Origin of the sequence: Streptomyces sp. NPDC005808 (genome assembly GCF_042871385.1) — a bacterium.
Taxonomy (GTDB): Bacteria; Actinomycetota; Actinomycetes; order Streptomycetales; family Streptomycetaceae; genus Streptomyces.
Genome location: NZ_JBIAIK010000007.1, coordinates 262,906 through 285,166 on the forward strand (window position 1 = coordinate 262,906; position 22,261 = coordinate 285,166).

A 22,261-nucleotide genomic window follows, 5' to 3' on the forward strand; every position below is an offset into this window, starting at 1 on the left:
GATGACCACACAGACCACCGCACCCGAGACCCCCAGCGCCCCCACCCCGGGAACACCCAAGGGCCTCGTCTCCATCCCCCCCACCATCGGCCGCGCCCTCGCCACCGGCGGCGGCGCCCTCACCGTCCTCTCCGCCTTCCTCGCCTGGACCTGGACCGCCGCATTCCCCGGCGACCTCACCGTCTACGGCTACCCGGGCGGCCTCCAAGTCCTCGTCCTCATCGGCGGCGCCCTCACCACCCTCTTCGGCCTCGCCTCGTACGGCATCAAGGGCCTGGGCTGGCTCGCACCCGCAGGCGCCGACAGCTCCATCAAGCTCGCCGCACTCGGCACCTTCCTCACCGCCTGGTTCACGGTCAACGCGATCACCGTCCAACTCGGCGGCGTCGTCAACCTCGAACCCGGCGGCTACCTCGTCGCCATCGCCACCCTCGCCTCCCTCCTCGGCGCGCTCTCCCTGCCGTTCCAACGGCCCGAGCCCGACATCGCCGACCCCGAGGACACCCCCCGCGAACGGCTCCTCCTCGACGCACGCAACAACATCAGCGTCATCAAGGCCGCCTTCGCCTCCGGCACCCCCACCCCGGCCCGCAAACTCCCCGCGTACGCCGAGATCCTCATCATCGTCGCGGTACTCGCCCTCGGCCTGATCGTCTTCACCTACGGCATCGGCACCGAATACGACGAACTCTTCGTCGGCTTCCTCATCATCACCGGCTGCAGCTTCGCCGCCGCCGCCAAGGCCGGCCTCGTCAGCAGGCTCTCCACCATCACCGCCAAGCACCGCAACGTGACAATGCTCGGCGCCTTCCTCGCCGCCGCCGCCTTCCCCTTCACCCAGTCCGACGACCAGTACGCCACCATCGGCGTCTACATCCTGATCTTCGCCACCGTCGCCCTCGGCCTCAACATCGTCGTCGGCCTCGCCGGCCTCCTCGACCTCGGATACGTCGCCTTCCTCGGCGTCGGCGCCTACACCGCGGCCATGGTCTCCGGCTCCCCCTCCTCCCCCTTCGACGTCCACTTCCCGTTCTGGGCCGCCGCCCTCCTCGGCGCCGCCGTCGCCATGGTCTTCGGCGTCCTCATCGGCGCCCCCACCCTCCGCCTCCGCGGCGACTACCTCGCCATCGTCACCCTCGGCTTCGGCGAAATCTTCCGCATCACCGTCCTCAACATGGACGGCACCTCCGGCCCCGACATCACCAACGGCTCCAACGGCATCGCATCGATCCCGAACCTCAACATCCTCGGCTTCGACTTCGGCGCCGAACACAGCTTCGCCGGCTTCACCATCGCCCGATTCGCCAACTACTTCCTCCTGATGCTCCTCATCACACTGGTCGTAGTCGTCGTCTTCCGACGCAGCGGCGACTCCCGCATCGGCCGCGCCTGGGTCGCCATCCGCGAAGACGAAACCGCCGCCCTCGCCATGGGCATCAACGGCTTCCGCGTCAAACTCATCGCCTTCGCCCTCGGCGCCACCCTCGCCGGACTCGCCGGAACCGTCCAAGCACACGTCACCTACACCGTGACCCCCGAGCAGTACACCTTCGCCAACGTCGTCCCCCCCAACTCGGCGTTCCTGCTCGCGGCAGTCGTCCTCGGCGGCATGGGCACCATCAGCGGACCCCTCGTAGGCGCCGCACTGCTCTACCTCATCCCCGCCAAGCTCCAATTCCTCGACGACTACCAGCTCCTCGCCTTCGGACTCGCGCTCGTCCTGCTGATGCGCTTCCGCCCAGAGGGCCTCATCCCGAACCGGCGCCGCCAGCTCGAATTCCACGAAGACGCGCAAGCGCCCACAGTCCTCAGCAAGGCAGGGGCCTGACCACCATGACTACCGAAACCACCACCCCGGCAGCCTCCTCCGGCGCCAACGCCCCCGGCGAAGTCGTACTCGACGCCCGCGGCGTCACCATGCGCTTCGGCGGCCTCACCGCCGTACGCAACGTCGACCTCACCGTCAACAGCGGCGAAATCGTCGGCCTCATCGGCCCCAACGGCGCCGGCAAAACCACCTTCTTCAACTGCCTCACCGGCCTCTACATCCCCACCGAAGGAGAGGTCCGCTACAAAGGCACCATCCTGCCGCCCAAGTCCTTCAAGGTCACCGCAGCCGGCGTCGCCCGCACCTTCCAGAACATCCGTCTCTTCGCCAACATGACGGTCCTGGAAAACGTCCTCGTCGGCCGCCACACCCGCACCAAAGAAGGCCTCTGGTCAGCCCTCCTACGCGGCCCAGGCTTCAAAAAAGCCGAAAAAGCCTCCGAAGAACGCGCCATGGAACTCCTGGAGTTCATCGGCCTCGCCGCCAAACGCGACCACCTCGCCAGGAACCTCCCTTACGGCGAACAACGCAAGCTCGAAATCGCACGAGCCCTCGCCAGCGAACCCGGCCTCCTCCTCCTCGACGAGCCCACCGCCGGCATGAACCCCCAGGAAACCCGCGCCACCGAAGAACTCGTCTTCGCCATCCGCGACATGGGCATCGCCATCCTCGTCATCGAGCACGACATGCGGTTCATCTTCAACCTCTGCGACCGCGTCGCCGTCCTCGTCCAAGGCGAAAAACTCGTCGAAGGCGACAGCGCCACCGTCCAGGGCGACGACCGCGTCATCGCCGCCTACCTCGGCGAACCCTTCGAAGACGCCCCCGGCGACGAAGAAATCTCCGAAGTCGAAGCCGCCGAGGCACACGCCGACACCACGAAGGACGCCTCGCCCGGCAAGGAGAACGACCAATGACCGCACTGCTCGAAGTCGAGGACCTCCGAGTCGCCTACGGCAAAATCGAAGCCGTCAAAGGCATCTCCTTCAAGGTCGAAGCCGGCGAGGTAGTCACCCTCATCGGCACCAACGGCGCCGGCAAAACCACCACCCTGCGCACCCTCTCCGGCCTCCTCAAGCCCGCCGGCGGCCAAATCAAGTTCCAGGGCAAATCACTGAAGAAGACCCCCGCCCACCAGATCGTCTCGCTGGGACTCGCCCACTCCCCCGAGGGCCGGCACATCTTCCCCCGCATGACCATCGAGGACAACCTGCGACTCGGCGCCTTCCTCCGCGACGACAAGCCGGCCATCGAAAAGGACATCCAGCGCGCCTACGACCTCTTCCCCATCCTCGGAGAACGCAGGAAGCAGGCCGCAGGAACCCTCTCCGGCGGCGAACAGCAAATGCTCGCCATGGGCCGCGCCCTCATGTCCCAGCCCAAACTCCTCATGCTCGACGAACCCTCCATGGGCCTCTCGCCGATCATGATGCAGAAGATCATGTCCACCATCGCCGAACTCAAATCCCAGGGCACGACGATCCTCCTCGTCGAACAGAACGCCCAAGCAGCGCTCTCCCTCGCCGACCACGGCCACGTCATGGAAGTCGGCAGCATCGTCCTCTCCGGCGCCGGCCAGGACCTGCTCCACGACGAGTCCGTCCGCAAGGCATACCTCGGCGAGGACTGAAACTCCTGCGCGCATACGAGAAGGCCCGCACCCTTGCTGTCAGGGGTGCGGGCCTCTTCGTATGTACTGGCGGTCTGGCTAGCCCTTCGCGGACTTCTTCTCCTCGGCGTCCTGGATGACCGCCTCGGCGACCTGCTGCATCGACATCCGCCGGTCCATCGACGTCTTCTGAATCCACCGGAACGCCGCCGGCTCCGACAGCCCGTACTGCGTCTGCAGAACCGACTTCGCCCGATCCACCAGCTTCCGCGTCTCCAGCCGCTGACTGAGGTCCGCGACCTCCCGCTCCAACTGCTTCAGCTCCGTGAACCGCGACACCGCCATCTCGATCGCCGGCACCACGTCACTCTTGCTGAACGGCTTCACCAGATACGCCATCGCGCCCGCGTCACGGGCCCGCTCGACCAGATCACGCTGCGAGAACGCCGTCAGCATCAGCACGGGGGCGATGCCCTCCTCGGCGATCTTCTCGGCAGCGGAGATCCCGTCCAACTTGGGCATCTTCACATCGAGGATCACGAGGTCCGGCTTGTGCTCCCGGGCCAGCTCGACGGCCTGCTCACCGTCGCCCGCCTCGCCCACGACGCTGTAGCCCTCTTCCTCCAGCATCTCTTTGAGGTCGAGACGAATCAGCGCCTCGTCCTCAGCGATGACGACGCGGGTCGTCAGCGGAGGCACGTGCGACTTGTCGTCGTCGGGCGCGTCTACGGGCTGGGGCGACTCGGGGGCGGTCACGGGGGCTCCTCGTTGCGGGCGGGGTACTGCCTACAAGAGCCTACCTAGCTGCGGTAAGGTAGTCCTCCGAGGGGTTGCACTTCTCCTTCCTTTCTAAGGCCCCAGTACTCCAACTGGTTAGAGAGGCCGCTCTCAAACAGCGGACAGTGTGGGTTCGAATCCCACCTGGGGCACTTTTCCTTGCATTCCAAGGTCGCCACTAAGAAGCGGATGTTCCCGTTCTCGTGAACATCCGCTTTTCGCTGCCCACCGTGACGATCAGTCGCGCAGGGTGGCCATATGTACGACATGAGCACGCGCAAGCGGGCACTCTCGCTGGTTGGCCAGGGACGCAGCCTGAACTCCGTCAGCAAAGAGACAGGCATCTCACGCGCCGCGATCCGCTCCTGGCAGGAACGTGTCGAGCCGCTGCCTCGCATGGCCGCTCCCGACTCCAGACCAGTTGCGAATCAGAGCGCGTACGCCTACCTACTGGGGCTCTATCTCGGCGACGGCTGCATCAGCCCTCACCCACGCGGTACCGGCTACTACCTCAGGATCGCTTGCGCCGACGCGTGGCCCGGGCTCATCCAACAATGCCGCGAGGCCATCACTAGCGTCTCCCCCGGAATCGGCGTCTACACGATCCAGAAGCAGGGCTGCGTCATGATCACCAGCTACGGTCGACACTGGCCCTGCCTCTTCCCCCAGCACGGCCCCGGCAAGAAGCACGACCGCCTCATCGCCCTCGAACCCTGGCAGGAGGAAATCGTCGACGCCCACCCCTGGGAGTTCATCCGCGGGCTCATCCACTCCGACGGCTGCCGCATTACCAACTGGACCGAGAAGGTCATCGGCGGTGAGCGGAAGCGCTACGAGTACCCCCGGTACTTCTTCACCAACAAGTCGCCCGACATCATCCGCCTCTACACGGACACCCTCGACGCAGTCGGCGTCGGCTGGAAGCAGGCGAACTCGCAGAACATCTCCGTAGCCCGTCGCTCCTCCGTCGCCCTCATGGACACCCACGTAGGCCCCAAGTACTAACTAGGGCCCCTACTTGGGACCATCGTCCTCCCCGATCCGGTGCACGCGGACCAGGTTCGTCGAGCCGGAGACTCCGGGCGGGGAGCCCGCCGTGATGACGACGATGTCGCCCTTCTCGCAGCGGCCGTACTTGAGGAGAAGCTCGTCGACCTGGTCGACCATCGCGTCGGTGGAGTCGACGTGCGGGCCGAGGAAGGTTTCGACGCCCCAGGTGAGGTTGAGCTGGGAGCGGGTTTCCGGGGCCGGGGTGAAGGCGAGGAGTGGGATGGGTGAGCGGTAGCGGGACAGGCGGCGGACGGTGTCGCCGGACTGGGTGAAGGCGACGAGGAACTTGGCGCCGAGGAAGTCGCCCATTTCGGCGGCTGCGCGGGCGACGGCACCGCCCTGGGTGCGGGGTTTGTTCCGGTCGGTGAGGGGCGGGAGGCCCTTGTCGAGGATGTCCTCTTCGGCGGCTTCGACGATGCGGCCCATGGTGCGGACGGTCTCGATGGCGTATTTGCCGACGCTGGTTTCGCCGGAGAGCATCACGGCGTCCGTGCCGTCGATGACGGCGTTGGCGACGTCGGAGGCTTCGGCGCGGGTGGGGCGGGAGTTCTCGATCATCGAGTCGAGCATCTGGGTGGCGACGATGACGGGCTTGGCGTTGCGCTTGGCCAGCTTGATGGCGCGTTTTTGGACGATCGGGACTTGTTCCAGGGGCATTTCGACGCCGAGGTCGCCGCGGGCGACCATGATGCCGTCGAAGGCGGCGACGATGTCGTCGATGTTGTCGACGGCCTGGGGCTTTTCGATTTTGGCGATGACGGGGAGGCGGCGGCCTTCTTCGTCCATGATGCGGTGGACGTCGTCGATGTCCTTTCCGCTCCTGACGAAGGACAGGGCGATGACGTCGCATCCGGTGCGGAGGGCCCAGCGGAGGTCTGCTTCGTCCTTGTCGGAGAGTGCGGGGACGGAGACGGCGACGCCGGGGAGGTTGAGGCCTTTGTTGTCGGAGACCATGCCGCCTTCGATGACGGTGGTGTGGACGCGGGGGCCGTCGACGGAGGTGACTTCGAGGGTGACTTTGCCGTCGTCGACGAGGATGCGTTCGCCGGTGGTGACGTCGGTGGCGAGTCCGTCGTAGGTGGTTCCGCAGGTGTGGCGGTCGCCTTGGGTGCCTTCTTCGACGGTGATGGTGAAGGTGTCTCCGCGTTCAAGGAGTACGGGGCCTTCGGTGAAGCGGCCGAGTCGGATCTTCGGGCCTTGAAGGTCGGCGAGGATGCCGACGCTGCGGCCGGATTCGTCGGAGGCCTTTCGTACGTGGTGGTAGCGCTCCTCGTGGTCGGCGTAGGTGCCGTGGCTGAGGTTGAAGCGGGCTACGTCCATTCCGGCGTCGACCAGTGCTTTGATCTGGTCGTACGAGTCGGTGGCGGGGCCCAATGTACAGACGATTTTTACTCGGCGCATGTTTCGAGCGTAGGCCTTACCGGTGGGTAGGGAATTGGTGCCGCGTGACTACTCAACAACCTTTGCGTGAAGGGTTATTGACAAGCGTTGAATTGTGCGCGGGGGTGCTCTGATGAGCGCGGGAGGTCGCTTTGTGTACTCCCTCGGGCACAATTCCGAATGTGGGCGGCTGGGGCTACAGCTGGGGTGGTGCCATGGTGAATCGGGCGTTGACCTGGGCGTAGACGTGCTGGCGTTGGGGTTCGAGGTCGAGGGCGGCGATTTCGGTGTCGGCGGCGTCTGCGGCGTAGGACATGGAGCGCATGGCGCGGCCGGGGTTCTGGGGGTACTGCCGGGTGTTTTCGGCGCCGATGTCGGCGAGTTCGACGAGGGCGGTGAGGGTGGTGCCGAGGGCGTCGGCGTATTCGCGGGCGCGTTGGACGGCTTCGCGGACGGCTTGTTGGCGGGCTTTGCGGTGGCTGGGTGAGGTGGGGCGCAGGGCCCACCAGGGGCCGTCGACGCGGGTGAGGTCTAGGTCTGCGAGTCGGGTGGTGAGTTCGCCGAGTGCGGTGAAGTCGGTGAGTTCGGCGGTGATGTGGACGCGTCCGTGGTAGGCGCGGATGCGTTCGCCGCGGCCGTGTTTGGTGAGTTCGGGGCTGATGGAGAAGGCGCCGGTTTCTAGGCGTTCGACGGCGTCGCCGTAGGTTTTGACGAGGTCGAGTGCGGTGGTGTTGCGGTGGGTGAGGTCGGTGAGGGCGCCTTGTCGGTCGGTGCCGCGGGCGCTGACGGTGATGCCGATGCGGGCGATTTCGGGGTCGACTTCGAGGTGGGCTTCGCCGCGGACGGCGATGCGGGGTGAGTCGGGGGTGCCGTAGGGGAGGGCGGGTTGGGGTTCCTCTGCGGTGGGTGCCATACGTCCCACTCTGTCACTGGTGGGGTTGGTTGCGGGGGCTGTAGGTCATCAGATCGAAACCTTCTGGGCCTGTTGTGGTGGTGGTTGGTGGGCCAGAATCTACGCGCGTTGTGTCCGTTTCCTGAGGGGTCGTTGAGATGTCGTTGAATCGCCGTAGGTTTCTGAAGAAGTCGGCTGTGACGGGGGCGGGGGTCGCGTTCGCCGGGGCGGTGGCGGCTCCGGCGGCGGAGGCGGCCGAGTCCGTTGTGGCGAAGGAGGGCGGGAAGCCGGTGAAGCGGTATTCGCTGACGGTGATGGGCACGACCGATTTGCATGGTCATGTTTTCAACTGGGACTACTTCAAGGATGCGGAGTACAAGGACACGGCGGGTAATGCGCAGGGTCTGGCGCGGATTTCGACGCTGGTGAACGCGGTCCGTGAGGAGAAGGGCCGTGCGAACACGCTGCTTCTGGACGCGGGTGACACGATTCAGGGCACTCCGCTGACGTATTACTACGCGAAGGTCGATCCGATCACGGCGAAGGGTGGTCCGGTTCACCCGATGGCGCAGGCGATGAACGCGATCGGGTATGACGCGGTGGCGCTCGGCAATCACGAGTTCAACTACGGCATCGAGACGCTGCGGAAGTTCGAGGAGCAGTGCCGTTTCCCGCTGTTGGGTGCGAACGCGCTGGACGCGAAGACGTTGAAGCCGGCTTTCCCGCCGTACTTCATGAAGAGGTTCCAGGTGAAGGGTGCGCCGCCGGTGAGGGTGGCGGTGCTGGGTCTGACGAATCCGGGTATCGCGATCTGGGACAAGGCGTATGTCCAGGGGAAGTTGACGTTCCCGGGTCTGGAGGAGCAGGCGGCGAAGTGGGTGCCGAAGCTGCGGTCGATGGGTGCGGATGTGGTCGTGGTGTCGGCGCACTCGGGTTCGTCGGGCACGTCGTCGTACGGTGATCAGTTGCCGTACATCGAGAATTCGGCGGCGTTGGTGGCGCAGCAGGTGCCGGGTATCGACGCGATTCTGGTCGGGCACGCGCATGTGGAGATTCCGGAGCTGAAGGTCACGAACACGGTGACGGGTAGGACGGTGGTGCTGTCGGAGCCGCTGGCGTATGCGGAGCGGCTGTCTCTCTTCGATTTCGAGTTGGTTTTCGAGGAGGGGAAGTGGTCGGTCGAGTCGGTTGCGGCGTCGGTCCGTAACTCGAACTCGGTCGCTGACGACCCGAAGATCACGAAGTTGCTGAAGGACGAGCATGACGTGGTCGTGGCGTATGTGAACCAGGTGGTCGGTACGGCGACTGAGACGTTGACGACGGTCGAGGCGCGGTACAAGGACGCTCCGATCATCGATCTGATCACCAGGGTGCAGGAGGACGTGGTGCGGGCGGCGTTGGTGGGCACGGAGTATGCGTCGCTGCCGGTGATCGCGCAGGCGTCGCCGTTCTCGCGTACGTCGGAGATCCCGGCGGGGAATGTGACGATCCGGGATCTGTCGAGCCTGTATGTGTATGACAACACGCTGGTCGCGAAGGTGATGACGGGTGCGCAGGTGCGGGCGTATCTGGAGTATTCGGCGAACTATTTCGTGCGGACGGCGGCGGGCGCGGTGGTCGATGTGGAGAAGTTGACGAACGCGAACAATCGTCCGGACTACAACTACGACTATGTGTCGGGTTTGACGTACGACATCGACATTGCGCAGGCGGAGGGTTCGCGGATCAGGAACCTGGCGTACAACGGTGCTCCGTTGGATGACGCGCAGCGTTTCGTGCTGGCGGTGAACAACTATCGGGCGAACGGTGGTGGCGCGTTCCCGTTTGTGGCGTCGGCGACGGAGGTGTGGTCGGAGTCGACGGAGATCCGGACGCGGATCGCGGAGTGGGTGACGGCGAAGGGTTCGCTGGATCCGGCGGAGTTCGCTTCGGTGGACTGGAAGTTGACGCGGGACGGCACGCCGGTCTTCTGATCGCCTGTTTGTTTCAGATCCCGTCTGTCATCAGGGGGGTCAGGACGCGTTCCTGGCGGGCGGACGGGATCTGGGGTTGTGGGGTGAGTCCGAAGGTGGTGAATGCGGTTCGGTCGGGGAGGGGGTAGGGGTCTTTCCCTGTCAGGGAGTTGAGGATGGTGGCGCTGCGCCAGGCGGCGAGTCCGAGGTCGGGGGCGCCGACGCCGTGGGTGTGGAGTTCGGCGTTCTGGACGTGGACGTGGCCGGTGACGGAGGGGTCGAGGATGAGGCGGAACTGGTCGTCGATGCGGGGGCGTTCGGAGCTGTCGCGGCGGAGGTAGGGGTCGAGTCCGGCGAGGATGCGGCCGAGGGGGCGTTCGCGGTAGCCGGTGGCGAGGACGACGGCGTCGGTGGTGAGGCGGGAGCGGGCGCCTTGTTGGGTGTGTTCGAGGTGGAGTTCGACTTTGGTGGTGGCGACGCGGCCTGCGGTGCGGACGGTGACGGCGGGGGTGAGGACGGCGTCGGGCCAGCCGCCGTGCAGGGTGCGGCGGTAGAGCTCGTCGTGGATGGCGGCGATGGTGTCGGCGTCGATGCCTTTGTGGAGTTGCCATTGGGCGGCGACGAGTCGGTCGCGTACGGGTTCGGTGAGGTGGTGGAAGTAGCGGGTGTAGTCGGGGGTGAAGTGTTCGAGGCCGAGCTTGGAGTACTCCATGGGGGCGAAGGCTTCGGTGCGGGCGAGCCAGTGGATTTTTTCGCGGCCGGCGGGGCGGTTGCGCAGTAGGTCGAGGAAGACTTCGGCGCCTGATTGTCCGGCGCCGATGACGGTGATGTGTTCGGCGGTGAGGAACTGTTCGCGGTGTTTGAGGTAGTCCGCGGCGTGGATGACGGGTACGCCGGGGGCTGCGACGAGGGGTTTGAGGGCTTCGGGGATGTTGGGGGCGGTGCCGACGCCGAGGACGATGTTGCGGGTGTAGGTGCGGCCGAGGGATTCGGCTTCTCCGTCGGTGTCGAGTTGGGTGAAGTCGACTTCGAAGAGGGCGCGTTCGGGGTTCCAGCGGACGGCGTCGACCTGGTGGCCGAAGTGGAGTCCGGGGAGGTTGTCGGCGACCCAGCGGCAGTAGGCGTCGTATTCGACGCGCTGGATGTGGAAGCGCTCGGCGAAGTAGAAGGGGAAGAGTCGGTCGCGGGTTTTGAGGTAGTTGAGGAAGGACCAGGGGCTGGTGGGGTCGGCGAGGGTCACCAGGTCGGCGAGGAAGGGGACTTGGAGGGTGGCGCCGTCGATGAGGAGGCCGGGGTGCCAGTCGAAGCCGGGGCGTTGTTCGTAGAAGACGGTGTCGAGTTCGGCGAGGGGGTGGGCGAGGGCGGCGAGGGAGAGGTTGAAGGGGCCGATGCCGATGCCCACCAGGTCGCGGGGTGCTTCGGTGGCGGGGTGTGGGGGGTTGGGCGTCGGGCTCATCGGGGGGTGTGTCCTTCCACCAGTTTCAGGAGGGCGGCCAGGTCGTCGGGGCGGGTGTGGGGGTTGAGGAGGGTGGCTTTGAGCCAGCGGCGGCCGTCGAGGGTGGCGCGGCCGAGGACGGCGCGGCCTTGGTGCAGGAGGGTGCGGCGTACGGCGGCGACGGTGTCGTCGGTGGCTTCGGTGGGCCGGAACAGGACGGTGCTGATGGCCGGCCGGTCGTAGAGCTCGAAGCCGGGGTGGGCGGCTATGAGCTGGGCGAACTCTTCTGCGTGGGCGCAGACTTGGTCGACGAGCGCGCCGAGGCCTTCCCTCCCGAGGGTCTTGAGGGTGACGGCGATTTTGAGGATGTCGGGGCGTCGGGTGGTGCGCAGGGAGCGGCCGAGGAGGTCGGGGAGGCCTGCTTCGGTGTCGTCGTCGGCGTTGAGGTAGTCGGCGCGGTGTTGCAGTGCGGTGAGGTCGTGTTCGTCGCGGAGGGTGAGGAGGCCGGCGGCGGCGGGCTGCCAGCCGAGTTTGTGCAGGTCGAGGGTGACGGTGTCGGCGCGGTGGAGTCCGTCGAGTTTGTGGCGGTGGCGGTCGCTGAAGAGGAGGCCTCCGCCGTAGGCGGCGTCGATGTGGAGGCGGGCGCCGTGGGTGGCGCAGAGGTCGGCGATCTCGGGGAGTGGGTCGATGAGGCCGGCGTCGGTGGTGCCTGCGGTGGCGGCGACGATGAGGGGGCCGCACAGCTTGGTGAGGGCTTCGTCGAGGGCGGCGGGGTCCATGGTGCCGGCGGGTGCGGGGACGACGACGGGGTCGGGCAGGCCGAGGAGCCAGGCGGCGCGGTGCAGGGAGTGGTGGGCGTTGGCGCCGTGGACGAGTCGTAGGCCGCCGTGGGCGCCGTCGTGGGCTTCGCGGGCGAGGAGGAGGGCGAGTTGGTTGGACTCGGTGCCGCCGGTCGTGACGAGTGCGTCGGCCGCGTCGACTTCGCGTGCGAGCGCCTGTGTCACGAGTGCTTCCAGTGCGGAGGCGGCGGGGGCCTGGTCCCAGGAGTCCAGGGAGGGGTTGAGGGCGGAGGCGGCGAGGTCGGCGGCGGTGGCGACGGCGAGGGGCGGGCAGTGCAGGTGGGCGGCGCACAGGGGGTGCGCGGGGTCCGCGGCGCCTTCGGCGAGGGCTCGTACGAGGGTGTGCAGGGCGTTTTCGGTTCCCTGCTGGGGCAGTACGTCCCCGACCGCGTCCCGCATCCGTCGCGCCACCGCTTCCGGTCCCCCGGCGGGCAGCGGTCCTCCCCTGGCCTCGCCGCCTTCGCGCAGTGCGTCGAGCACGGTGTCGAGCAACGGCCGCAGCGCGTCGGGTCCTTGGGGGCCTGAGGCGAGGGGCGGCGTGCTCATGGGGGTGTCCTCCGGTGGGCGCGGCAGGATGGGGTCCCAGCCTGTACGCAGTTCGGGTCGGCGCGCCCGCGAAGGACAACGATCCGACCCAAAAGGGGGTACTGCCGTGCGGAGGAAATGTGTTGGGGCGGGGGTGGTGCTAAGGGTGCCGCCCGGTGGGCGGACGCGGCTCCAGGTCGGGAGGCAACAGCCGTACAGGTTTCACGGGACCGGCTGGGCACCTTGTCGCTGGGGTTCGCACATGCCGAGGGCATCGACGCCGCTGGGTCCGGCCTTCCTGGTGGGAGGAGGTCAGGGAACGAGGCCGCCGTTGGCGGCCAGTGCCAGACCGACGGCGAAGGAGAAGGCCCCAGCAATTACTCGCGGCCGGTTCGAACCCTCGGTCCCGGTCCGTGGGTTGAGTTGAAGCAGGGTCGTGGCGGCAGCGCCGGCAAGGATGGGGACCCAGAGGGTCTCCAGGTCGGAGAACCCTGTGTCGGTTGTGGTGCCTGCGATCAATTTCCCTGCCAGGAACCCGCAGAGCGACGTCAAGATCGAGATGATGGTGAACTGCGGCAGCAGAATCTCCTCACTGTCCGGAGTTCTGCGCATTCGCATCCGCAGGGCGACCACGACATATGCGGCCATGGTCAGTGTTGCGGCCGCCAGCGCTGCAAAGGCAAGCGCATTCCAGGTCGAGTCGCGCACTTTCTCTTCCCATTCAGATGATCGAGTGATGGGTTGAAGATGCCGCCCCGGGGCGACGGATCCGTCGCCCTGGGGTGGCGGGACCTCTGTTGGTCCCAGAGGAACTCGCAGCACCCTTCAGGCTGTTGACCCCGCAGAGGATGCCAAGAGCGCCACCGGCGGCGCCGCCGGTCTTCGCCCAGCTCTTCTTGTTCTTGCCCTTCAGGTTCCTGAGGAGTCGCTTGATCGGGTCCGCGGGATAGCCAGTAGGCATTGGCGCCGCCGCCGGCCACGGAGTCGAGTTGCAGGAAGCGGCCGGGCCTGTACCTGGAGGAGCTGTCCGGACGCGCCCTCTTGCGGAAGAACACGGGTGCGGAAGTCGCCGGGCTTACGCCCCCCTGACCCGCAACGCCCGCGCGAGGTCGTCCAGTTGGTCGGCGAGTTTGCGGCGCAGGGCCGGGATGGGGTCGGCGTCGCGGAGGCAGGCTTCGGCGAGGGCGAGGGTGTGCGGGGTGACGGCGTACGCGGGGAAGGCCCAGCGGCCGGCGGCTTCGGCGATGGCGGGGCCGCGGCGGGCGGCGAGGGCGACGGCGTCGGACCAGTAGCGCTCGACGTACTCCCTGACGAGGTCGGCCTGTTCGGGCTGCCAGAAGCCTTGGGCGGTGGCGGTGAAGAGGTAGTTGGAGAGGTCGTCGGTGGCGAACATCGACTCCCAGGCCGCGCGTTTGGCCTGCGGGTCGGGCAGCGCGGCGCGGCAGCGGGCGGCGCCTTCCTGCCCGGTGGCGCTGGGGTCCTGGACGAGTTCGGTGTCGATGACGGCGTCGTCGATCGCGCCGTGGACGGCGAGGCGGCCCAGGATGCGCCAGCGCAGCTCGGGGTCGAGTTCGGGTCCGCCGGGGACGGTGCCCTCGGAGAACCAGGCGCTGATGGTGTCGGGGTGGGCGGCGACGTCGATGAAGTGGCGTACGGCGGTGAGGCGCAGGCCCGGGTTGGTGCCGTCCTCGGTGCGGCGGATCAGGTCGCGGCACAGTGAGGTGAGTGTGGCGAGGGCGGTGGGGCGGTCCTCGGCGGGCAGGTAGCGGTCGGCGACCTGGGCGGCGGCGAAGGACAGGACTCCTTGGACGAGGGCGAGGTCGGTCTCGTGCGGCAGGTGGGCGCGGGCGGCGTCGACGTAGGCCATGGCGGGGAGTTCGCCGTCGCGTACGGCGTCGCGGAGGGCGTTCCAGACGACGGCGCGGGTGAGCGGGTCGGGCAGGCCGGACAGGGCCGCGTGGACGGTCGTGAAGGACGTGGGGTCGAATCGGATCTTGGCGTACGACAGGTCGCCGTCGTTGAGGAGCAGCAGGTCGGGGCGGCGGCGGCCGGGGCCGAGCTTGACGGATTCGCCCTGCGGTACGTCGAGTTCGAAGCGGTCGCGTAGGACCAGCTGGTTCTCACCGGCCGGGAGGGTGTCGTAGGCGCCGACGGCGATGCGGTGGGGGCGGCTGCCCTCATGTGTGACGGTGAGGTGCCAGTGGCCCTCGGCCTCGCCGATCGAGGGTGTCAGCGTGTCGACGCCTGTGGTGCGCAGCCAGGCCTCCGCCCAGGCGTGTACGTCCCGTTCGGTGGCTCCGGCGAGGGAGTCGATGAAGTCGGCGAGGGTGGCGTTGGCGAACTTGTGGCGGGTGAAGTGGGTGTTGATGCCGTCGAGGAAGTCCTTCTCGCCGAGCCAGGTGACGAGTTGGCGTAGTGCGGAGGCGCCCTTGGCGTAGGAGATGCCGTCGAAGTTGAGCATGGCGGAGGCGGTGTCGGGGACGGCGTCCGGGTCGGGGGCGACGGGGTGGGTGGAGGGTCGCTGGTCGGCGTCGTAGCCCCAGGGTTTGCGGGTGACGCCGAACTCGGTCCAGGTCTCGGTGAATCGGGTCGCTTCGGTGAGGGTCTGGTAGCCCATGTACTCGGCGAAGGACTCGTTCAGCCAGATGTCGTCCCACCAGCGCAGGGTGACGAGGTCGCCGAACCACATGTGGGCCATCTCGTGGGCGATGACCATGGCGCGGGTCTGGCGCTCGGTGTCGGTGACGGCGGAGCGATAGATGAACTCGTCGCGGAAGGTGACGAGTCCGGGGTTCTCCATGGCTCCGGCGTTGAACTCGGGGACGAATGCCTGGTCGTAGGAGTCGAAGGGGTAGGGCTCGTCGAATTTCTCGTGGTAGCGGTCGAAGCAGGCGCGCGTGACGTCCAGGATCTCGTCGGCGTCGGCGTCCAGGTGGGGGGCCAGTGAGCGGCGGCAGTGGATGCCGAAGGGGAGGCCTCGGTGCTCGGTGCGCACGGAGTGCCAGGGTCCGGCGGCGACGGCGACGAGGTAGGTGGAGATGAGCGGGGTCGCGGCGGCTTCCCAGCGGCCCTCCCCCAGGTGTTCGACGACGCTGTTGGCGAGGACGGTCCAGCCTTCGGGGGCGGTGACGGACAGTTCGAAGACGGCCTTCAGGTCGGGCTGGTCGAAGGCGGCGAAGACGCGCTGGACGTCATCCATGAACAGCTGGGTGTAGAGGTAGGTCTCGCCGTCGGTGGGGTCGGTGAAGCGGTGCATGCCCTCGCCGGTGCGGGAGTAGCGCATCGCCGCGTCGACGCGCAGTTCGTGCTCGCCGGCGGTCAGGCCCTTGAGCGGCAGCCGGTTCTCGTCGAGGGTCTCGGGGGCGAGGGGCTGCCCGTCGAGAGTGACGGAGCGCAGCTCTGCGGGCTTCAGCTCGACGAAGGTGTCCGCGTCGGCGCGGGCGGTGAAGCGGATGACGGTCCTGGAGTCGAAGGTCTCGTCCCCGCCTGTCAGGTCGAGGGCGATCCCGTAGTGGTGGACGTCGAGGAGCTTGGCACGGGTCTGCGCTTCGTCGCGCGTCAGTACGGACATGAGCACATGCTGCCTGATGCGTCTGACAGCGCACAGGGGCGGACCGGTATGCGGCTTTTACCCCTCACCCTGACTATGAGGTTCCGAGGTCTGATCCAGCTAGGAGGTCTGGTCCTGCTAGGTGATCTGGCCCGGTGGGAGGTCTGGTCCTCCCTTGTGGTCGTCGACGATGAGGATCTTGGCGTCCGAAGGCATGGCCCGACGTCCCCTCGTTTGGGCGTACCAGCTTATGCCCGTCGGCGCTCACGATGTGTGCCCGTGGATGACAAGGAGTGCTCGACTCGAAGGCGGCGCGGAGTGCTCAGCGCAGGATGCCCGGTCGGACCACCCGGTGTCACTCCCCCGTGATGGCTACGGGGTCGTCGATGCCGTCCGCGATGCTCTCGTGGTGGCGGATGACCTCGGCGATGATGAAATTGAGCAATTTTTCGGCGAAGGCCGGATCCAGTTTGGCGTTCTCGGCGAGCGTGCGCAGTCGGGCGATCTGCTGGGATTCACGGGCCGGGTCGGCGGGCGGCAGTTGGTGGGCGGCTTTGAGGTGGCCTACCTGCTGGGTGCACTTGAAGCGCTCGGCGAGCATGTGCACGACGGCGGCGTCGATGTTGTCGATGCTGTCGCGCAGCCGGGCCAGTTCGGCGCCGACGGCCGGGTCGACCTGGCTGCCCGCGGCGCCGGCCGTCTCGTTGGTGTGACTGGTGCTCATGAGGGCCAACCCTAAGGGGCGTGCGGCGCTCTCCACGGGGCGGGCGGATGTTCCTGCGTGCACTGCGGATGTCCCCGCCTGCACTGCGAATGTCCCCGCATGGCTTGCGCGCGTTCCTGTTCTCGGCGACGGGCGTGGCTGGGACGCGTCGCTGGCGGGGGCCCGCCGGGACCGGGACGACGCCCGTGGCCCCGTACCGCAAGTCAGTTCTCGGTCTTCAGGTCAGTGCCCGGTCTTTGGATCAGCGCTCGGTCTACAGGTCAGTGCCCGGTCTTCAGCGCCTTGTGGAAGTGCACGTCCTGATGGCCGCCCGGAATGCCCACCGTGCGGCCCGACTCTCGGTACCCGTGTCGTTGGTAGAACCCGGGGGCCTGGAAGGTGAAGGAGGAGACGATCACCTCGGTGCAGCCTTGCCGGGCACCCTCCTCTTCGGCCGCCCGCAGCAGCTTGCTTCCCCAGCCCGCGTGCCGCTGGTCCTCGCGCACCCACAGCATGTCGATCGCGCAGAGGCTGCCCCAGGCCCAGGCGGTGAGGCCGCCGACGAGTTCGCCCTCGGAGTCGGTCACCCGGACGGAGAGCGGGACCGGCTGCCCGGCGCCGGTGGCACGGTCGTTGAAGGCGGTCAACTCGTCGTCGAGGCGCTGCTGCAGGGCCTCGTCCTTGCCGCCGACCTGCAACGACGCGGATACGGGCGGCTGGTGTCCGGTACTCATGGTGCGGAGTATCCCAGCGTCGGGGACAAGTGGCCGAACGCTTTTTCCTGCGGCCGCACGGCGGCAAGCGCACAACCGCAGGTGTGCGGCCGCAGGGCACGCCGACAAGCGCTACAGCCGCAGGCGCACGCCGACAGGCCCACAGCAGCCCCCGAAGAGCTACCAGCCCACCGCGGCAAGCCCACAGCAGCCCACGAAGGACTACCAGCCCACGACCGGATACGCCCGCCAGGGCGTCCGCGACACCAGAACAGGTCGCGGACGCCCACGAACACACGTGTGCCGGCAGAGAGCCAGGGATCAGAGGGTCGCCGCGGCGCTGGCGATGGCCGACGCGAACGTCGAGACCTCGGAGTAGACGCCGGGGGCGTTGGGCCGGGCGCAGCCTATGCCCCAGCTGACGATGCCGACCTGGATCCAGGCGTTGGCGGCGTCCCGGCGGAACATCGGGCCGCCGGAGTCGCCCTGGCAGGTGTCGACGCCGCCCGCGGCGTAGCCGGCGCAGATCTCGTCGCTTGCGACAAGACCGCTGTAGCCGCTGTAGGAGCGACAGGTGGCGTCACTGACGAAGGGCACGGTGGCCTTCAGCAGGTAGCGCTGCTGGGCGCCGCCCTCGCTGGCGGATCCCCAGCCGGCGACGGTGAAGGTGCCGGTGTTGTACGCCGTGGTGGTGGCGATCTTCAGGGTGGACTGGGTGGTGATGGGCGAGGCGAGTTTGATGAGCGCCCAGTCCTTGCCGGTGCCGTTGTAGCCGGGGGCCCGGTAGACGTAGGTGGACTTGACCTGGACCCGGCCGGTGGTGGACTGAAGGTCGACGACGCCGGCGGTGGCGGTGATGCTGGTGTTGGCGCCGGTGCCGCTCACGCAGTGCGCCGCGGTGAGCACGATCTGCTGGGTGTAGAGCGCGCCGCCACAGCCCATGGAGAGCCGGACCATGAACGGGAACTCGCCCTGCGCCGCCCGGGTCCCGCCGACGACGGGCGCGGGGGCGGCCTGTGCGGTGGAGAGGGGCTGGAGGGAGACGGCCGCGAGGAGGACGGCGCCGATGGCCAGCGATCTCTTGACGCCGGTGAACTTCTTCAGGAACTTCAACGTGCTTCCCTTCGTGGGGGGTTGAACGTGTGGCGGGGAGCCGCACGCACAGCACTGGGACGCGGCACCGATGATGCCGAGCGACCCGAGATGCATGGCATGTTCCTGCCAAGCTGTTGCGGATTATGGAGAGCGCGCCACGGCCCCGGCAAGGGGCTCATTCCGGCCATGTCCGGTTCGCCGCCCCCGTCCGTACTCCACCGCCGGACGAAACCCCGGCCTACAGTGGAAGTCAGTTCCGGCGTCTTCAGGGGGTGCGGACGTGGCGAACGGCGGACCCGTCGAGCACGGCTTCCCGCACCTCGACACGGTGCGGGCCTCGATCACCGCGCTCTACAGACGCCTCTCGTACGACACCATCCACACCTTCGCGACCAGCGTGGCCCCCGCCGACGTGGCCTTCAGCGACATCGACGACCTGTATCTGGGCGCCCAGCGCGTGGCCCGGGAGCTGGTGCGGCACTACCGGCTGCCGGACGCCCGGATGATCATCGGCTTCCGCGAGATGACCCACGCGGCGAACGTCGAACTCGCCGCGGGCCCCGAGTACTTCATCGAGCTCAACGACCGGTTCCGTACCCACCGCCGGGACATCGGTGCCGCCCTCGCCCACGAGGTCATGCACGTCTACCTGCACCGCCTGGACCTCGCCTTCGCGGGCACGCGGGACACCGAGATCCTCACGGACACCTCGGCGGCCTACCTCGGCGCCGGCTGGCTCCTTCTCGACGCCTACCGCGAGGACGCGGACTCCTCGCAGAAGCTCGGCTACCTGACGCCGGAGGAGTTCGGATACGTCCTCGCCAAACGCGCTCTGGTCTTCGGCGAGGACCCCTCGATCTGGTTCACCAGCCCACAGGCGTACACGGCGTACAACAAGGGCATGACCCAGGCCCGCCGCGACGAGCAGCAGCCGCCGCTGACCGCGGCCGGCTGGGCGGGCCGCCGCCGCTACGCCAAGGACCGCCGCTACGCCCAGGACCACCCCGGCCACAGCTCACAGCCCGGCGCCCCTTACACCTTCAGCCCGGACGGCCGCGGCCCGCTGCGCGTGTCGTTCCCCTGCCCGACCTGCCACCAGCGGATCAGGGTGCCGGTTCGCGGCCGGGTACGGGCTCGCTGCGCGCTGTGCCGGACGGTACTGGAGTGCGACACGTAGGAAGCGAGAAGGGTGGGAGGAGTGAGGCAGAACACCCCAAAAGCCTTTGCCCCGGCCACCCTTCGAGAGCGAGGGTCGAAGGATGAGCAAGAACGACCCCGCGGCGCTCCTGTTCACCGCTGTGTACGGGGGTGACGAGGACGCGGTCGTACGGCTGCTGCGTTCCGGCGCGGATCCGGAGGCCGTGGACGAGGACGGCCAGACGGTGCTGTACCTGGCGGCGGTCAGCGACCAGCCCGACATCGTACGGCTGCTCCTTGCGGCCGGAGCCGCGCCCGACCGGCTCAGCGCGGGCTCCGACGCTCCGCTGTGCGGGGCGGCGTGCGGCGGGCACACGGAGGTCGTACGGGCCCTGCTGTCGGCCGGGGCCGGTCCCGACACGGTGGAGGAACACGGGTTCACCGCGCTGGTGTGGGCGCTGCGGTGCGGCCATGTCGCGGTGACGGAGGCCCTTCTCGCCGGCGGCGCTGACCCGGACCGTCCCGGTCCGACCGGCGAACCCCCGCTGGTGGCGGCCGCGCGCCGGGGTTCCCCGGGCTGCGTGCGCGCCCTCCTCACGCACGGGGCGCGGGCCCGGTCCGAGGCTCTGGTGGAGGCCCGCCGCTGGCTGACCCTCGATGTGGAGGCCGAACTCCGTGCGGGCCTGGAGAAGGCATACGGCCCCGGCTGCCGCTTCGTCACCCACCGTTACCCGGACGACGGAGGCGTCATCGTCGAGGTCCAGCTGCTCAACCCGGAAGGCCGCCCCGTGGCGGGAAACGACCAGCAGACGGGACATCTCGAGATAGCCACGCTGCTCGAAGCGGTCCTGCGCAGCACAGGTTCCTGAGCGGGGCGGACTGGGGAAGTTCCTCGCCCCCTGCCCGGGAGAGCTTTCAGCCCGTCCGGCGTTTGAGGACGAGCGCGTTCGGCGCGAATGCGGGAGTCTGCGGGCGGCATCCCCCAGGGGCAAGGGACGGGCAGGGGCGGACGGGGCGCAAAAAGCGCACGTCACTCCGCCCCGTACACCGCCCCCGGAACCTCCGCCCCCGCCAGCAACTTCAACGCGGCGTCCCCGGCCTCCGACGGAGTCCACCGCGCCCCCCTGTCCACACCGGGCCCCGCCCGCCACCCCTCCATCACAGTGATCCGGCCGCCCTCTGCCTCGAAGACCCTCCCGGTGACACCGGCACTCGCGGCGGACCCGAGCCAGACCACCAACGGCGACACGTTCTCGGGGGCCATCGCATCGAAGGAGGCGCCTTCAGGCGCGGCCATCGCCGACGCGAACACCCCCTCGGTCATCCGCGTCCGCGCCGCGGGAGCGACCGCGTTGACCTGAACGCCGTACCGCCCCAACTCAGCGGCGGCGACCAGCGTCAGAGCGACGATGCCGGCCTTGGCGGCGCTGTAGTTCCCCTGCCCGACGGACCCCAACAGGCCCGCGCCACTGCTGGTGTTCACCACTCGGGCCAGGGGCGGCCGCCCGGCCTTGGTCTCCGCTCGCCAGTACGCCGCGGCATGCTTCAACGGCAGGAAATGCCCCTTCAGGTGAACCCGCATCACGGCGTCCCAGTCGTCCTCTTCGAGGCTGACCAGCATCCGGTCCCGCAGGAACCCGGCGTTGTTGACGAGAGTGTCTAGGCGCCCGTACGTCTCCAGAGCGGTGCGTACGAGGGACGCGGCGCCCTCGGTGGTCGCCACGTCACCGCCGTGGGCCACCGCGGCCCCGCCCGCCGAGCGGATCTCGTCGACGACCTGCCCGGCGGGAGACCCGGGGCCTCGAACGTCGGGACCTGGAACGTCGAGGCGGGGAACATCGAGACCTGGAGCGTCGGGGCCGGGAACGTCGGGGCCGGGCGTGCCGTCCAGACCGACGCCGAGGTCGTTGACGACGACACGCGCGCCCTCGGCGGCGTACGCCAGCGCGTGCGCCCGGCCGAGCCCGCGCCCCGCCCCCGTGACGACGACAACACGCCCCTCGCACAGCAGCGGTCCAGTCATCTCAGCTCTCCTTGTTGGCGGTTGCGGCATCGAGGAAGGCGGGCCGCTCGCCTCCTCCGTGGACCAGGAGACTGGCTCCGCTGATGTACGCGGCGGCGGGCGAGGCGAGGAAGACAGCGGCCTTCCCGACGTCGTACGGCTCGGCGAGGCGGCCCAGCGGCACGGTCCGGGCGACGGCGGCGACGGCGTCCTCGTCGCCGTAGTGCAGGTACGAGCGTTCGGTGCGGGCCATGCCGACGACGAGGGTGTTGACCCGGACGTCGGGGGCCCACTCGACGGCCATCGAACGGGCCAGGTTCTCCAGCCCCGCCTTGGCCGCCCCGTACGCCGCCGTACCGGGCGAGGGCCGCGTCCCGCTCACACTGCCGATCATCACGATCGAGCCCCTGGCCCGCTGGAGATGGCGGTACGCGGCCAGCGAGGCGGTCAGCGGCGCGGTGAGGTTGAGCTCGATCACGCGGGCATGGCGTTCGGCGTCCGACTCCGCGAGCGGCCGGTAGGGAGAGCCGCCCGCGTTGTTGACGAGGACGTCGAGCCGGGGCAGGGCATCGAAGAAGTCGTGGACGGCGGACGGGTCCCGCAGGTCCACGGCCGTGAACGCGGCACCCTCAACCGGCACTTCGGGCGGCCGGCGCGCGCAGACCACGACCTTCGCGCCCGCTTCGACAAAGGCCCGCGTGATCCCGGCCCCGACTCCGCGGGTGCCGCCGGTGACGACGACCGTCCTGCCCGCGTCGTCGAGATCCACGTTGT

General features: G+C 68.4%; 19 protein-coding genes and 1 tRNA gene. 8 read left to right on the forward strand and 12 right to left on the reverse strand.

Annotated features, from left to right (window positions below; all coding sequences use genetic code 11):
- Position 1 precedes the first annotated feature (1 nt).
- Genes ACFYPC_RS18200 through ACFYPC_RS18210 form a run of 3 tightly spaced genes read left to right on the forward strand, consistent with a single transcriptional unit; the run spans position 2 to position 3,458 of the window.
- Entirely contained in the window at positions 2-1,828 is a 1,827-nt protein-coding gene (locus ACFYPC_RS18200) for a branched-chain amino acid ABC transporter permease (protein WP_388676897.1), read from the forward strand.
- A 5-nt stretch (positions 1,829-1,833) separates the two neighbouring features.
- Positions 1,834-2,745, forward strand: a complete 912-nt coding sequence (locus tag ACFYPC_RS18205) for an ABC transporter ATP-binding protein (RefSeq protein ID WP_388676900.1) — start codon at positions 1,834-1,836, stop codon at positions 2,743-2,745.
- Positions 2,742-3,458: an ABC transporter ATP-binding protein gene (locus ACFYPC_RS18210; RefSeq protein ID WP_388676903.1), complete on the forward strand. Its 717-nt coding sequence runs from the start codon at positions 2,742-2,744 to the stop codon at positions 3,456-3,458. The genes ACFYPC_RS18205 and ACFYPC_RS18210 overlap by 4 nt, the downstream gene beginning before the upstream one ends.
- A 78-nt stretch (positions 3,459-3,536) precedes the next feature.
- Here the strand turns inward: ACFYPC_RS18210 and ACFYPC_RS18215 are convergent, their stop codons facing one another.
- Positions 3,537-4,193: an ANTAR domain-containing response regulator gene (locus ACFYPC_RS18215; RefSeq protein ID WP_388676906.1), complete on the reverse strand. Its 657-nt coding sequence runs from the start codon at positions 4,191-4,193 to the stop codon at positions 3,537-3,539.
- Between the two features lie 98 nt (positions 4,194-4,291).
- Here ACFYPC_RS18215 and ACFYPC_RS18220 point away from each other — a divergent pair.
- Together ACFYPC_RS18220 and ACFYPC_RS18225 are read left to right on the forward strand one after the other, a co-directional pair.
- A tRNA-Leu gene (locus ACFYPC_RS18220) sits at positions 4,292-4,366 on the forward strand.
- Positions 4,367-4,472: 106 nt separating this feature from the next.
- Positions 4,473-5,219 carry a helix-turn-helix domain-containing protein gene (locus ACFYPC_RS18225; RefSeq protein ID WP_388676908.1) on the forward strand — a complete coding sequence of 249 codons (747 nt, stop codon included), beginning with the start codon at positions 4,473-4,475 and terminating at the stop codon, positions 5,217-5,219.
- Positions 5,220-5,228: 9 nt separating this feature from the next.
- On the opposite strand, the gene pyk is transcribed toward ACFYPC_RS18225, so the two are convergent.
- A complete protein-coding gene (gene pyk, locus ACFYPC_RS18230) occupies positions 5,229-6,665 on the reverse strand; it encodes a pyruvate kinase (RefSeq protein WP_388676910.1) in 1,437 nt (478 codons plus the stop codon).
- 175 nt (positions 6,666-6,840) lie between these two features.
- On the reverse strand, positions 6,841-7,557 hold the full coding sequence (locus tag ACFYPC_RS18235) for an SIMPL domain-containing protein (protein WP_388676913.1): 717 nt from the start codon (positions 7,555-7,557) through the stop codon (positions 6,841-6,843).
- 137 nt (positions 7,558-7,694) lie between these two features.
- Between ACFYPC_RS18235 and ACFYPC_RS18240 the strand changes: the two genes are divergently transcribed.
- Positions 7,695-9,509 carry a bifunctional metallophosphatase/5'-nucleotidase gene (locus ACFYPC_RS18240; protein WP_388676916.1) on the forward strand — a complete coding sequence of 605 codons (1,815 nt, stop codon included), beginning with the start codon at positions 7,695-7,697 and terminating at the stop codon, positions 9,507-9,509.
- A 13-nt stretch (positions 9,510-9,522) separates the two neighbouring features.
- Here the strand turns inward: ACFYPC_RS18240 and ACFYPC_RS18245 are convergent, their stop codons facing one another.
- The 7 genes from ACFYPC_RS18245 to ACFYPC_RS18275 all read right to left on the reverse strand — a co-directional run bounded on the left by ACFYPC_RS18245 (position 9,523) and on the right by ACFYPC_RS18275 (position 18,357).
- Positions 9,523-10,944, reverse strand: coding sequence for a lysine N(6)-hydroxylase/L-ornithine N(5)-oxygenase family protein (locus ACFYPC_RS18245; protein WP_388676919.1), 1,422 nt, complete (start codon positions 10,942-10,944; stop codon positions 9,523-9,525).
- Positions 10,941-12,308, reverse strand: coding sequence for a pyridoxal phosphate-dependent decarboxylase family protein (locus ACFYPC_RS18250; RefSeq protein WP_388676922.1), 1,368 nt, complete (start codon positions 12,306-12,308; stop codon positions 10,941-10,943). The genes ACFYPC_RS18245 and ACFYPC_RS18250 overlap by 4 nt, the downstream gene beginning before the upstream one ends.
- Positions 12,309-12,599: 291 nt before the next feature.
- Positions 12,600-12,995, reverse strand: a complete 396-nt coding sequence (locus tag ACFYPC_RS18255) for a hypothetical protein (RefSeq protein WP_388676925.1) — start codon at positions 12,993-12,995, stop codon at positions 12,600-12,602.
- Between the two features lie 367 nt (positions 12,996-13,362).
- Positions 13,363-15,858, reverse strand: a complete 2,496-nt coding sequence (gene pepN / locus ACFYPC_RS18260; protein ID WP_388676928.1) for an aminopeptidase N — start codon at positions 15,856-15,858, stop codon at positions 13,363-13,365.
- Between the two features lie 334 nt (positions 15,859-16,192).
- Positions 16,193-16,561 carry a chorismate mutase gene (locus tag ACFYPC_RS18265; RefSeq protein WP_388676931.1) on the reverse strand — a complete coding sequence of 123 codons (369 nt, stop codon included), beginning with the start codon at positions 16,559-16,561 and terminating at the stop codon, positions 16,193-16,195.
- Positions 16,562-16,821: 260 nt separating this feature from the next.
- Positions 16,822-17,274, reverse strand: a complete 453-nt coding sequence (locus ACFYPC_RS18270; protein WP_388676933.1) for a GNAT family N-acetyltransferase — start codon at positions 17,272-17,274, stop codon at positions 16,822-16,824.
- A gap of 300 nt (positions 17,275-17,574) precedes the next feature.
- A complete protein-coding gene (locus tag ACFYPC_RS18275) occupies positions 17,575-18,357 on the reverse strand; it encodes a S1 family peptidase (RefSeq protein ID WP_388677298.1) in 783 nt (260 codons plus the stop codon).
- A 271-nt stretch (positions 18,358-18,628) separates the two neighbouring features.
- Between ACFYPC_RS18275 and ACFYPC_RS18280 the strand changes: the two genes are divergently transcribed.
- Both ACFYPC_RS18280 and ACFYPC_RS18285 read left to right on the forward strand, forming a co-directional pair.
- Positions 18,629-19,525 carry a hypothetical protein gene (locus ACFYPC_RS18280; protein WP_388676936.1) on the forward strand — a complete coding sequence of 299 codons (897 nt, stop codon included), beginning with the start codon at positions 18,629-18,631 and terminating at the stop codon, positions 19,523-19,525.
- Between the two features lie 82 nt (positions 19,526-19,607).
- Complete coding sequence (locus tag ACFYPC_RS18285; protein ID WP_388676939.1) at positions 19,608-20,354, forward strand: ankyrin repeat domain-containing protein; 747 nt, start codon at positions 19,608-19,610, stop codon at positions 20,352-20,354.
- 161 nt (positions 20,355-20,515) lie between these two features.
- Here the strand turns inward: ACFYPC_RS18285 and ACFYPC_RS18290 are convergent, their stop codons facing one another.
- Together ACFYPC_RS18290 and ACFYPC_RS18295 are read right to left on the reverse strand one after the other, a co-directional pair.
- A complete protein-coding gene (locus ACFYPC_RS18290) occupies positions 20,516-21,508 on the reverse strand; it encodes an SDR family oxidoreductase (protein WP_388676941.1) in 993 nt (330 codons plus the stop codon).
- Position 21,509: 1 nt separating this feature from the next.
- Positions 21,510-22,256 carry an SDR family oxidoreductase gene (locus ACFYPC_RS18295; RefSeq protein ID WP_388677301.1) on the reverse strand — a complete coding sequence of 249 codons (747 nt, stop codon included), beginning with the start codon at positions 22,254-22,256 and terminating at the stop codon, positions 21,510-21,512.
- Positions 22,257-22,261: the final 5 nt, after the last annotated feature.

Excerpts from the sequence above, each read along its gene's own strand:
- ACFYPC_RS18265 (WP_388676931.1), bottom strand. The coding sequence starts at position 16,561 with ATGAGCACCAGTCACACCAACGAGACGGCCGGCGCCGCGGGCAGCCAG.
- ACFYPC_RS18245 (WP_388676919.1), bottom strand. The coding sequence starts at position 10,944 with ATGAGCCCGACGCCCAACCCCCCACACCCCGCCACCGAAGCACCCCGC.
- ACFYPC_RS18290 (WP_388676941.1), bottom strand. The coding sequence starts at position 21,508 with ATGACTGGACCGCTGCTGTGCGAGGGGCGTGTTGTCGTCGTCACGGGG.
- pepN (WP_388676928.1), bottom strand. The coding sequence starts at position 15,858 with ATGTCCGTACTGACGCGCGACGAAGCGCAGACCCGTGCCAAGCTCCTC.
- ACFYPC_RS18225 (WP_388676908.1), top strand. The coding sequence starts at position 4,473 with ATGTACGACATGAGCACGCGCAAGCGGGCACTCTCGCTGGTTGGCCAG.
- ACFYPC_RS18210 (WP_388676903.1), top strand. The coding sequence starts at position 2,742 with ATGACCGCACTGCTCGAAGTCGAGGACCTCCGAGTCGCCTACGGCAAA.
- ACFYPC_RS18205 (WP_388676900.1), top strand. The coding sequence starts at position 1,834 with ATGACTACCGAAACCACCACCCCGGCAGCCTCCTCCGGCGCCAACGCC.
- ACFYPC_RS18200 (WP_388676897.1), top strand. The coding sequence starts at position 2 with ATGACCACACAGACCACCGCACCCGAGACCCCCAGCGCCCCCACCCCG.
- ACFYPC_RS18250 (WP_388676922.1), bottom strand. The coding sequence starts at position 12,308 with ATGAGCACGCCGCCCCTCGCCTCAGGCCCCCAAGGACCCGACGCGCTG.
- pyk (WP_388676910.1), bottom strand. The coding sequence starts at position 6,665 with ATGCGCCGAGTAAAAATCGTCTGTACATTGGGCCCCGCCACCGACTCG.
- ACFYPC_RS18240 (WP_388676916.1), top strand. The coding sequence starts at position 7,695 with ATGTCGTTGAATCGCCGTAGGTTTCTGAAGAAGTCGGCTGTGACGGGG.
- ACFYPC_RS18270 (WP_388676933.1), bottom strand. The coding sequence starts at position 17,274 with ATGAGTACCGGACACCAGCCGCCCGTATCCGCGTCGTTGCAGGTCGGC.
- ACFYPC_RS18285 (WP_388676939.1), top strand. The coding sequence starts at position 19,608 with ATGAGCAAGAACGACCCCGCGGCGCTCCTGTTCACCGCTGTGTACGGG.
- ACFYPC_RS18235 (WP_388676913.1), bottom strand. The coding sequence starts at position 7,557 with ATGGCACCCACCGCAGAGGAACCCCAACCCGCCCTCCCCTACGGCACC.